The 11005-nt window shown below is 61.0% G+C and carries 6 protein-coding genes and 1 pseudogene; 4 read left to right on the top strand and 3 right to left on the bottom strand.

Annotation, left to right across the window (positions count from 1 at the left end):
• Window positions 1–64 precede the first annotated feature (64 nt).
• Window positions 65–4018 (bottom strand): trifunctional transcriptional regulator/proline dehydrogenase/L-glutamate gamma-semialdehyde dehydrogenase, encoded by a 3954-nt coding sequence (putA, locus tag ACTD9P_RS28125; protein ID WP_438870209.1) that lies wholly within the window; start codon window positions 4016–4018, stop codon window positions 65–67.
• Between the two features lie 461 nt (window positions 4019–4479).
• On the opposite strand from putA, the gene putP reads away from it, so the two are divergent.
• On the top strand, window positions 4480–5964 hold the full coding sequence (gene putP / locus ACTD9P_RS28120; protein WP_438870208.1) for a sodium/proline symporter PutP: 1485 nt from the start codon (window positions 4480–4482) through the stop codon (window positions 5962–5964).
• A 139-nt stretch (window positions 5965–6103) separates the two neighbouring features.
• Here the strand turns inward: putP and ACTD9P_RS28115 are convergent, their stop codons facing one another.
• Window positions 6104–6592 (bottom strand): DUF2165 family protein, encoded by a 489-nt coding sequence (locus tag ACTD9P_RS28115; protein WP_438870207.1) that lies wholly within the window; start codon window positions 6590–6592, stop codon window positions 6104–6106.
• A gap of 186 nt (window positions 6593–6778) precedes the next feature.
• On the opposite strand from ACTD9P_RS28115, the gene ACTD9P_RS28110 reads away from it, so the two are divergent.
• Together ACTD9P_RS28110 and ACTD9P_RS28105 are read left to right on the top strand one after the other, a co-directional pair.
• Window positions 6779–8791: a type VI secretion system Vgr family protein gene (locus ACTD9P_RS28110; protein WP_438870206.1), complete on the top strand. Its 2013-nt coding sequence runs from the start codon at window positions 6779–6781 to the stop codon at window positions 8789–8791.
• Between the two features lie 15 nt (window positions 8792–8806).
• Window positions 8807–9532, top strand: a complete 726-nt coding sequence (locus tag ACTD9P_RS28105; protein ID WP_438870205.1) for a DUF4123 domain-containing protein — start codon at window positions 8807–8809, stop codon at window positions 9530–9532.
• Here ACTD9P_RS28105 and ACTD9P_RS28100 read toward each other — a convergent pair.
• Window positions 9518–9973: pseudogene (locus ACTD9P_RS28100) on the bottom strand (PLP-dependent transferase); the annotation flags it as partial. The gene ACTD9P_RS28105 and the pseudogene ACTD9P_RS28100 overlap by 15 nt on opposite strands.
• A gap of 95 nt (window positions 9974–10068) precedes the next feature.
• On the opposite strand from ACTD9P_RS28100, the gene ACTD9P_RS28095 reads away from it, so the two are divergent.
• Complete coding sequence (locus tag ACTD9P_RS28095) at window positions 10069–10905, top strand: 23S rRNA (adenine(2030)-N(6))-methyltransferase RlmJ (RefSeq protein WP_438870204.1); 837 nt, start codon at window positions 10069–10071, stop codon at window positions 10903–10905.
• The last annotated feature ends 100 nt before the right edge of the window (window positions 10906–11005 follow it).

Genomic DNA, 11005 nt, shown 5'->3' with positions numbered 1-11005 from the left:
GGATCAGCCAGTACATCTGGTGACTGACACTGCGCATTCGCGAGCAAGCCCGCTCCCACATGAGTTAACCGATAGTCATCAGGCTCGCATTACCACCGGCCGCAGCCGTGTTAACGCTCAAAGCCCGCTCGATCACCAGGCGCTCCAGCGCAATCGCCGTCTCACCTTGCGACAAACCGTGCACCCCAACAATCGCCCCGCCGCGCTGCGCCACTTGCTGGCACACCGCACGCAGTTGGTCGGAATCACCGTGGTGCACAACGGCGTCGAACACCACCTCATCCTTGGTCCAGTCAGCCACACGCTTGATCTTCGCCTGAATTTCCCGCGGCAGGCGTGGGAACAAGGCTTTGGTCAAGTCAGTTTCCGGCCATACCGCCGAACCGCCGACAGCCAATACCGCCGCCAGCTGCGTCAGCAGGTCGCCTTCGACTTCCGCAAGAGACAACACGTGCTCGCGGGGCAGGATGGCATAGCTGTTGCGCTCGCCGGTCGGGCCGGCCAATTGGCGGGTGATACCGCTTTGCGATTGCGCGGCGAACTGGCTGCACAAGGCGCTCAGGTCGCTGAACTTATTGCTGTCGGCCCAGGTTTTGAGGGCGGTCAGCGGTTGGCTCATGGCATCACGCAGACGCACGTCCGGTGAAGCCAGCTTGTCGCCGCGCACGAAGGATTGCTCGATGGCATCCGTAGGACGCGTCGACAGCAGGCGGTACAGGTACAGCGGGCCGCCCGCTTTCGGGCCAGTACCCGACAAACCCTCGCCGCCGAATGGCTGCACGCCGACCACGGCACCGACGATGTTGCGGTTCACATAGACGTTACCGGCATGCACATTGTCGATCACCTTGGCGATGGTCTCGTCGATGCGCGTGTGTACGCCCAGAGTCAGGCCGTAGCCGGAGGCATTGATCTGCGCGATCAGCTGGTCGATCTCTTTGCGCTTGTAGCGCACCACGTGCAGGACCGGGCCGAAGATCTCGCGTTGCAGCTCGTCGAAGCTTTCCAGCTCGATCAGGGTTGGCATCACGAAGGTGCCGCGCTTGATCTCTTCGCCGTCGGCGATCGCCACCTGGTACACGTTGCGGCCTTTGTCGCGCATGGCCTGGATGTGTTTCTCGATGCCAGCCTTGGCTTCGGCGTCGATCACCGGGCCGATATCCACCGACAAGCGCTCCGGGTTACCCAGGCGGCATTCAGCCATGGCACCCTTGAGCATTTCGATCACGCGGTCTGCCGAATCTTCCTGCAGGCACAGTACACGCAGGGCCGAGCAACGCTGGCCGGCACTGTCGAAGGCCGAGGAAACGACATCGATCACCACTTGTTCGGTGAGTGCCGAAGAGTCGACGATCATCGCGTTCTGGCCGCCGGTTTCAGCGATCAGCGGGATCGGGCGGCCCTGAGCGTCCAGGCGCCCGGCGACATTGCGTTGCAGCAGGCGCGCCACCTCGGTGGAACCGGTAAACATCACGCCTTTGACGCGATCATCACCGACCAGGCGGGCACCGACGGTTTCGCCCTGGCCTGGCAGCAATTGCAGCACGCCTTCCGGGATACCGGCTTCGAGCAAGATACGCACGGCTTGTGCCGCCACCAATGGGGTTTGTTCGGCCGGTTTGGCCAGTACCGGGTTACCGGCGGCCAATGCCGCAGCAACTTGACCGCTGAAGATCGCCAGCGGGAAGTTCCACGGGCTGATGCATACCACTGGGCCCAATGGGCGGTGGGCATCGTTGGTGAAATCGTTGCGCGCCTGTACCGCGTAGTAGCGCAGGAAGTCTACGGCTTCACGCACTTCGGCGATGGCGTTGGCGAAGGTCTTGCCGGCTTCGCGGGCCAACAGGCCCATCAGCGGCTGGATCTCGCCTTCCATCAAGTCGGCAGCGCGTTCCAGGATGGCGGCGCGTTCGGCGGGCGGGGTGGCCTGCCAGATCGGGCCGGCGTTGATCGCGCACTGGATCGCATTGTCGACGTCTTCAACGGTGGCTTCTTGTACGTGGCCGACCACGTCACGCAGGTCGGACGGGTTCAGCACCGGTGCAGCGGCTTCATTACTGGACGCGCAGCCCAGCATCGGCGTGGCTTTCCAGTCGTTATGCGCGCTGGCCAGCAGCGCGCAAGACAGCGATGCCAAGCGGTGTTCGTTGGCCAGGTCGATACCCGCCGAGTTGGCGCGGTCGCTGCCATACAGGTCACGCGGCAGCGGGATACGCGGGTGCGGCAGGCCGAAGCCGCCTTCCAGCGTGGCCATCTGCTCGATGTTGGCCACCGGGTCGGCCACCAACTCCTGAATCGAGATGGTGTGGTCGGCAATGCGGTTGACAAATGAAGTGTTGGCGCCGTTTTCCAGCAGGCGACGTACCAGATAAGCCAGCAGTGTTTCGTGGGTGCCGACCGGTGCGTACACGCGGCACGGACGGTTCAGCTTGCCATCGGACACCTTGCCTACAACCTGCTCGTACAGCGGTTCGCCCATGCCGTGCAGGCACTGGAACTCGTACTGGCCAGGGTAATAGTTCTGACCGGCGATATGGTAAATGGCCGACAGCGTGTGGGCGTTGTGCGTGGCGAACTGCGGGTAGATGACTTCCGGCACCGACAGCAGTTTGCGTGCGCAGGCGATGTAGGAAACGTCGGTGTACACCTTGCGGGTGTACACCGGGTAGCCTTCCAGGCCTTCGACCTGGGCGCGCTTGATTTCGCTGTCCCAGTACGCGCCTTTTACCAGGCGGATCATCAGGCGATGGCGGCTGCGGCGTGCCAGGTCGATCACGTAGTCGATCACATACGGGCAACGCTTCTGGTAGGCCTGGATAACGAAACCGATGCCGTTCCAGCCGGTCAGTTGCGGCTCGAAGCACAGGCGCTCGAGCAGGTCGAGCGACAGCTCCAGGCGGTCGGCTTCTTCGGCGTCGATGTTCAGGCCAATATCGTATTGTTTGGCCAGCAAGGTCAGCGACAGCAGGCGCGGATACAGCTCGTCCATTACGCGCTCGTACTGCGCACGGCTGTAACGCGGGTGCAGTGCCGAGAGCTTGATGGAGATGCCGGGGCCTTCATAAATCCCACGGCCGTGGGAGGCTTTGCCGATGGAGTGAATGGCTTGTTCGTACGAGGCCAGGTACTTCTGGGCGTCGTGTTCGGTCAGCGCAGCTTCACCGAGCATGTCGTAGGAATAGCGGAAACCCTTGGCTTCGAACTTGCTCGCGTTGGCCAGGGCTTCAGCAATGGTTTCGCCGGTGACGAACTGCTCGCCCATCAGGCGCATGGCCATGTCGACGCCCTTGCGGATCATCGGCTCGCCGCTCTTGCCGATAATACGGCTCAGGGACGAGGTCAGGCCCGCTTCGTTATGGGTGGCGACCAGTTTGCCGGTCAGCAGTAAGCCCCAGGTGGCGGCGTTAACGAACAGCGACGGGCTGTTGCCCAGGTGCGGGTGCCAGTTGCCGGTGCTGATCTTGTCGCGGATCAGTGCGTCGCGGGTGCCCTTGTCCGGGATGCGCAGCAGCGCTTCGGCCAGGCACATCAGCGCTACGCCTTCCTGGGACGACAGGGAAAATTCTTGCAGCAGACCCTGAACAATCCCGGCACGGCCGCCGGCGCTCTTTTGGTTGCGCAGTTTTTCGGCAATCGAGGCGGCCAGCTTGTTGGTGGCCTCGGCCATTGGCTGCGGCAGGCGGGCCTGCTCGATCAGCATCGGCACCACTTCCGGCTCCGGGCGGCGGTAAGCGGCGGTGATCGAGGCGCGCAATACCGATTGCGGCAGGATGCTTTCGGCAAACTCCAGGAAGCACTGGTGGGCGTGGTCCGGTTGCACTTCGCCGGCGTCTTCAGCGTCCTTGCTGCCCGAGCCATTGAGCTCGGTCAGGGTTGCACCACCCTCGAGTTTCTCCAGGTAATTGAAAATCGCCTGTTTGATCAGCCAGTGCGGCGTGCGATCAATGGAGGTCGCGGCCGCCTTCAGGCGTTCGCGGGTCGGGTCGTCGAGTTTGACCCCAAGGGTGGTCGTTGCCATCTTTTTATCCTCATGGGTGCCACTACCGAGTGGCATCTGCTGGCGGCAAGATTAGCTTTGCGCATGCAGAGGTGCAACCGGGTGCAACCCAAATTGTTCAGGAATTTTTCGATCGTGATCGGGAAAAATTCCGGCCCTCGACGGAATCCGCTGTCTCTTGGTGCGTTTGCTTCTGAGATCGGCTGTTCTTGCTCCGAAAAGGAGCAAAAAACCGGTATTTCCGCGAAAACACATCAAGGTGCAACTTATTCTCAAGAAACTGGTTGCACCTTATTTACTTTGTTGAATAGCATTCGCGCCCAAGGTGCAACCACTCGCAAGGGTCGGTTCATCGGCTGGCGGCTTTCCTGGGGAAACGTCAGTCATAAATGCGCGGCTCGCCGTTTCGTCTACCCGTTACCAATGGGTGGGCCTTCTGCCAGACCGCTGCTACATAAAAACAAAGCCAGGGCGTCACTCCTATGAGCGTTAGCAATCCAACCTTGATCACATTCGTGATCTACATCGCAGCAATGGTGCTGATCGGCTTGATGGCCTATCGCTCCACCAACAACCTTTCCGATTACATCCTCGGCGGTCGCAGCCTCGGTAGCGTGGTTACGGCTCTATCGGCCGGCGCTTCGGACATGAGCGGCTGGCTGTTGATGGGCTTGCCGGGCGCGATCTACATGTCCGGCCTGTCGGAAAGCTGGATTGCCATCGGCCTGATCGTCGGTGCCTACCTCAACTGGCTGTTCGTGGCCGGTCGCCTGCGGGTACAGACCGAGCACAACGGCGACGCCCTGACGCTGCCGGATTACTTTTCCAGCCGTTTCGAAGACAAAAGCGGCCTGCTGCGGATTATCTCGGCGGTGGTGATCCTGGTGTTCTTCACCATCTACTGCGCTTCCGGCATCGTGGCCGGCGCCCGTCTGTTTGAAAGCACCTTCGGCATGTCTTACGAGACCGCACTGTGGGCCGGTGCTGCGGCGACGATTGCCTACACCTTCATCGGTGGTTTCCTGGCGGTGAGCTGGACAGATACCGTACAAGCCACCTTGATGATCTTCGCGCTGATCCTCACGCCGATCATCGTGCTGTTGGCCACCGGCGGTGTGGACACCACGTTCCTGGCAATCGAAGCCAAGGACCCGACCAGTTTCGATATGCTTAAAAACACCACGTTCATCGGCGTTATTTCGCTGATGGGCTGGGGCCTGGGCTACTTCGGCCAACCGCACATCCTCGCGCGTTTCATGGCGGCGGATTCGGTGAAATCGATTGCCAAGGCGCGTCGTATCTCCATGACCTGGATGATTCTGTGCCTGGCTGGCACTGTGGCTGTGGGCTTCTTCGGTATTGCTTACTTCTCCGCGCATCCGGAAGTGGCAGGCCCTGTGACCGAGAACCCTGAGCGTGTGTTTATCGAGCTGGCTAAAATCCTGTTCAACCCTTGGGTTGCCGGGGTGCTGCTGTCGGCCATTCTGGCTGCGGTGATGAGCACCCTGAGCTGCCAGTTACTGGTGTGCTCCAGTGCCCTGACCGAAGACTTCTACAAAGCTTTCCTGCGCAAGAATGCCTCCCAGCGTGAGCTGGTATGGGTCGGTCGCCTGATGGTGCTGGTGGTTGCCTTGATCGCTATCGTCATGGCCGCCAACCCGGAAAACCGCGTACTGGGCCTGGTGAGCTACGCCTGGGCCGGCTTCGGCGCTGCGTTCGGCCCTGTGGTGCTGATCTCGGTGATCTGGAAAGGCATGACCCGCAACGGCGCACTGGCCGGTATTCTGGTCGGCGCGATCACCGTGATCGTGTGGAAGCACTTCAACCTGCTGGGCCTGTACGAAATCATCCCGGGCTTTATCTTCGCCAGCCTGGCGATCTATTTCGTGAGCAAGATGGGCGCACCGACGGCGGGTATGGTCGAGCGTTTTGATGCAGCCGAAAAAGACTACAACCTCAACAAGTAACTCGGTGGGCGTTAAGCGCCAATTGCGTTAGAAAAAAGGCCCGCATCCTTAGGATAGCGGGCCTTTTTTTGATCGTTTTGATCGTTTCCATGCTCCGCGTGGGAATGCCACCCCGGACGCTCCGCGTCTCGCTGTCAGTTCAGCCAGCCTCCTGCTGATTGAGAAAAATCAGCACACCCAGAATCGCCATGTAGAACTTGAATGCCGCTTCCTGGCCATTCCACTGATGGGACTGCCACATCAGAAACCACTCACCGCCCACCACCATAAAGCCAAAGAACCACACCACAAAGCCGAGGGTCAGGCCGGCGGTTGCGCTTGCCTTGGCGCGGTTGAATTCGGCGCCACCCGCGTGCCGCGCACGCCACAGCGACAGTGCGCCACGCGCCAGCAGCACGGCGGTGAGCGATTCGCCGAGGATGATCAGCACGTAGGCCGCGTGCCACATCCACGGCGTAGTGATGGCCCGGTACATGGCGGCATTGTTCGGGAAGGTGGTGTCCATGCTCAACACGTGTTGGACGAAGGCGAAGTTGGAGCCGTAGTCCGTGATGTTGTTGAATGCGACCATGGTGGCGAAGGCCGCCAGGGCAAAGGTCAGGATGATTTTTGCGTAGCGGGTGGTCATGCTTTTTCCAGTGAGCCGGTGAGGAGGAGCTATAACGCTAGCACGGCCTTGGTGCGCCTTCGACGCCAGATACATGAAGAATCGGGCACCCAGGATGTAGGAGCTTACTGATTTGCCTGTGGTGTGCTCTGGTGGGCGAAAAGCTGGTGCAGAATCCCTCGCCCAGCCCTCGCAGAGAAACACCGGATGTTCGCTCTTGCCAATCAAAGTGCCTTTAACCTGACCCTCGATGGGCAGCCCAGTGAGCTCAAGGTTCGTGGGTTTACGGGTGATGAATTTATCAGCCTGCCTTTTCGTTTTGACCTTGAGTTGGTGAGCGAACAGCCCGACCTGGACCTCGATAGCCTCCTGCACCGTCAGGCGTTCCTGGGGTTTGATTCGCAAGGGCACGGCATTCATGGCCAGGTGTGCCGGGTGGCGCAAGGCGACTCGGGCAAGCGCCTGACCCGTTACCAGATCACCTTGGTGCCGCAGTTGGCCTACCTGGAACACAGCACGCACCAGCGGATCTTTCAGAAACAAACCGTGCCGCAGATCATTGCGCGGGTGCTGGAGGCTCAAGGGATCCAGGCTGATGCCTTTGCGTTTCAGCTGAGTGGGCAATACCCCGAGCGTGAGTACTGTGTTCAGTTCGGCGAAACCGATCTGGCGTTCATTCAGCGCTTGTGCGTCGAGTCGGGCATTCACTATCACTTTCAGCACAGCCCCGAGCGCCACCTATTGATGTTTGGCGACGACCAAAGCGTCTTTACCCAGCCAGCTCAAGCCACCTCGTATTCAGCCGGTTCGGCACTGGTTGCCGGCACCCCTGCGATCAAGCACTTCATCCTGCGGTTGGAGACCCGCACCACCGGTGTGAGCGGGCGCGATTACGACTTCAAAAAGCCCAGCCTGGTCCTGGAAAGCACGGTGTCCAGCGGGCAACAGCCTGCGCTGAATGAGCAGTACTATCCTGGGCACTTCACTGATCGAACCCATGGCAAGTACCTGGCGCAACGGCTGCTTGAGCGTCATCGCAGTGACTTTCGCCAAGCCAGCGGTAATAGCGACCAGCCAGCCTTGTCCACTGGGCAGTTCCTGAAGATGACCGGGCACCCTCGCCAGGAATGGAATAATTTGTGGCTGGTTACCCAGTTGCACCATTGCGGGCAGCAGCCTCAGGTCCTTGAGGAATCTGCACCTGACACCTACGACGATGGCGTCTCCCCCGGCTACCACAATGAGTTTGTCGTAACACCTTGGGATGTGCCGTTTCGAACGCCGCTGATTGTGCCTCGACCCCATATATCGGGCTACCAGAACGCAGTGGTCACCGGGCCTGCCGACACTGAGATCCATTGCGACGAATATGGTCGCGTCAAAGTGCAGATGGCCTGGGACCGCGACGGCGAACACGACGAGCACTCCAGTTGCTGGCTGCGGGTTGCCAGTGGCTGGGCGCATGACCGTTATGGTGCGGTGCTGATCCCGCGGGTCGGCATGGAAGTGCTGGTGGGCTTCGTCAACGGCGACGTGGATATGCCGCTGGTGATGGGCTGCTTGCCCAACGCGGCGAACCTGTTGCCGCTGGATCTGCCGACGGACCAGGCCCGCAGCGTGTTTCGCAGCCAAAGCACTCCGGGCGGTGGCGGTTACAACGAACTGCGCATCGACGATCGCAAGGGTGCCGAGGAGATTTACCTGCGCGCCCAGCGCGATTGGACCCAGCACGTATTGCATGACCAGCACGTACAGGTGGATAACCAGCGTCGGCTCAAGGTAGGTGGCGAGTCGCACCATGAGCTGTTGGGTGAAGAGCAGCGCATCACGCACGGCAATCGCCTCGCGGAGCTCAAGCAGGATGATCATCTGGTCGTCGGTGGCTCGCAGCAGGTGCGTGCTGGGCAGACCATCCAGATCGGCGCCGGGCAGAGTGTGGTCATTGATGCAGGCGCCAGCGTGACGATCCAGGCAGGAGGGCAGTCGATCACGCTGTCGGCCGCCGGGATTTTCAGCAGCGTGCCGATCCAGATTGGCGGTGCTCCTGCTGCCGTGCCGATGCCGCTGATGCCGGGTATTACCGAAAAATTGTCAGCGGTTATCCCGGCACCGCTCAGCCGCGTACAGATTGCGAGCCTTAAGCGCAGTGCGCCGTTTTGCGAAGAATGTGAGCGCTGCAAGAACGGCCAATGTGATATCCCCGGACACCCTGAACCTTAAAAGGAATTTACCCCGATGCCTCAGTCCATGGTTCCCAGCGCCTGGCTTGCACAGTGGCCGCTACAGCCCGAGGAACACCTCTACGTGGTGCTGGGCAGCGCCAGTGAAGCCAAGCCGCTTAAGGCGTGGCAAACCCTGGCACCGGGGAAATTGCCGCATTCGATATGGGCGGGTACGGCTTACGCTGATTGGCAAGGCGTCATGCCTTATGTGGGCATTGTTGAGCCGGGCAGTGCCTTCCTGGATTGGGTCGCCAGCGCCGAGGCAACGGACTGGGGTTGGCTCGCGGTCTCGTCCAGCCCGCCACAGACGGTGGCTGCGCACCTGCAAGGCCTGACCAAAGTGCTGTTGCCGGATGAGCAAGCAGTGTTTTTACGCTTTTGGGATGGCGCTCAATGGCTGCCCATTTTGCAGAAGCTGGGCGACGAGGCCGGACGCGTGATGCCGGTGTTTCAGCGCTACCTGATCAACGGCCAGCCGCTGGCCATCAGCACCGGCCCGGCCACTGCGGCCAAGGCCAGCCCGTGGTGGCAAGTGCCAGCGTCGCTGCTTGAGCACTTGGCCGAGCAATCGCCGCAGGTGCTGATCGGCAACCTGCTGCAATGGCTCGAAGAACAGCGCCCGGACCTCTACACCGCGTTTACGCCTGCGACCTTGCGGCACAAGGTCGCCTACTTTTCGCGCAGCCCTGATATCAGCGTTCAAGCGCTGGCAGGGTATTTGGCTTCAGAGTTGAGTTGAAGCCAGGGCCTGCTGCAAGTCCTCGATCAGGTCTTCAATCGCCTCGATGCCCACCGACAGACGAATCATCTCCGGCTTTACGCCGGCCTTGGCCTGTTCCTGCTCGTTCATCTGCCGGTGAGTGGTGGACGCGGGGTGGCAGGCCAGGGATTTGGCATCGCCGATATTCACCAACCGCTTGAAGATTTGCAGGGCATCGTAGAAGCGCACGCCCGCGTCATAGCCACCCTTCAAGCCGAATGAGAGGATCGCCGAGGGTTTGCCCTGCATGTATTTCTGCGCCAGTGCGTGGTGCGGGTGGTCCGGCAGCCCGGCGTAGCTGACCCATTCCACGTCGGCGTGGCCCTGCAGGTATTGCGCAACCTTCAGCGCGTTGTCGGTATGGCGCTCCATGCGTAAGGCCAGGGTTTCCAGGCCTTGCAGCAACAGGAACGCATTCAGCGCGTCTGCCTTTGCGACATAAGCACCGCCCGACACGCAGCCCTGCACCTTTGCCGCCGTAGAAGGTAAACTTCGCCCCCTGCGCAGGAGCAACCATGAATTATCGTCACGCCTTTCACGCCGGCAACCACGCCGATGTCTTCAAACACCTGACCTTGACCCGCCTCATCGCCTTGATGTCGCGCAAGGAGCAGCCGTTCGCCTACCTCGACACCCACGCCGGGATTGGCCTGTACGACTTGCAGGGTGACCAGGCCAACCGCACCGGCGAATACCTGGAAGGCATTGCGCGGCTGTGGGGTGAAAGCGACCTGCCGCCACTCACCGCCGATTACATGCGCGTGCTGCACGAGATGAACCCGGACGGCCAGTTGCGCTACTACCCAGGCTCTCCGGAGCTGGCGCGCCGCCTCACGCGGCCCCAGGACCGTGTATTGCTCAATGAGAAGCACCCGCAAGACGGCGTACTGCTCAAGGACAACATGAAGGGCGATCGCCGGGTCAAAGTGCACTTGGGCGAAGGCTGGCATGTGCCACGTGCCTTGCTGCCGGTGCCGGAAAAACGCGCGTTGATGCTGATCGATCCGCCGTTTGAACAACTCGATGAGATGCAGCGCTGCGCGGCGTCCCTCAAGGAAGCGGTCAGCCGCATGCGCCAGACGGTCGCGGCGATCTGGTACCCGGTGAAAGACCAGCGCATGTTGCGTCGTTTCTACCAGGACCTGGCCGGCACCGGCGCGCCGAAGTTGCTGCGTGTGGAATTGCTGGTGCATCCGCTGGACACGCCCAACACCCTGACCGGCTCGGGCCTGGCGATTGCCAACCCGCCGTGGGGCCTGGAGGAGGAGCTGCGTGAGCTGCTGCCGTGGCTGTCCAAGAAACTTGGGCAGACCCAGGGTGGGTGGCAGATGGATTGGCTCATCGCTGAGTAATTAGCTCTCAAGCCAAACACAAAACCAAATGTGGGAGCGGGCTTGCTCGCGAATGCGGTACATCAGTCACACATGTGTTGACTGACCCACCGCATTCGCG

Origin of the sequence: Pseudomonas onubensis (assembly GCF_965653655.1) — a bacterium.
Classification (GTDB): Bacteria; Pseudomonadota; Gammaproteobacteria; order Pseudomonadales; family Pseudomonadaceae; genus Aquipseudomonas.
The sequence above is the reverse complement of the archived record's forward strand: the minus strand, read 5'-3'. Positions and strand labels throughout refer to the sequence as shown.

Excerpts from the sequence above, each read along its gene's own strand:
- putA (WP_438870209.1), bottom strand. The coding sequence starts at position 4,018 with ATGGCAACGACCACCCTTGGGGTCAAACTCGACGACCCGACCCGCGAA.
- putP (WP_438870208.1), top strand. The coding sequence starts at position 4,480 with ATGAGCGTTAGCAATCCAACCTTGATCACATTCGTGATCTACATCGCA.
- ACTD9P_RS28115 (WP_438870207.1), bottom strand. The coding sequence starts at position 6,592 with ATGACCACCCGCTACGCAAAAATCATCCTGACCTTTGCCCTGGCGGCC.
- ACTD9P_RS28110 (WP_438870206.1), top strand. The coding sequence starts at position 6,779 with ATGTTCGCTCTTGCCAATCAAAGTGCCTTTAACCTGACCCTCGATGGG.
- ACTD9P_RS28105 (WP_438870205.1), top strand. The coding sequence starts at position 8,807 with ATGCCTCAGTCCATGGTTCCCAGCGCCTGGCTTGCACAGTGGCCGCTA.
- ACTD9P_RS28095 (WP_438870204.1), top strand. The coding sequence starts at position 10,069 with ATGAATTATCGTCACGCCTTTCACGCCGGCAACCACGCCGATGTCTTC.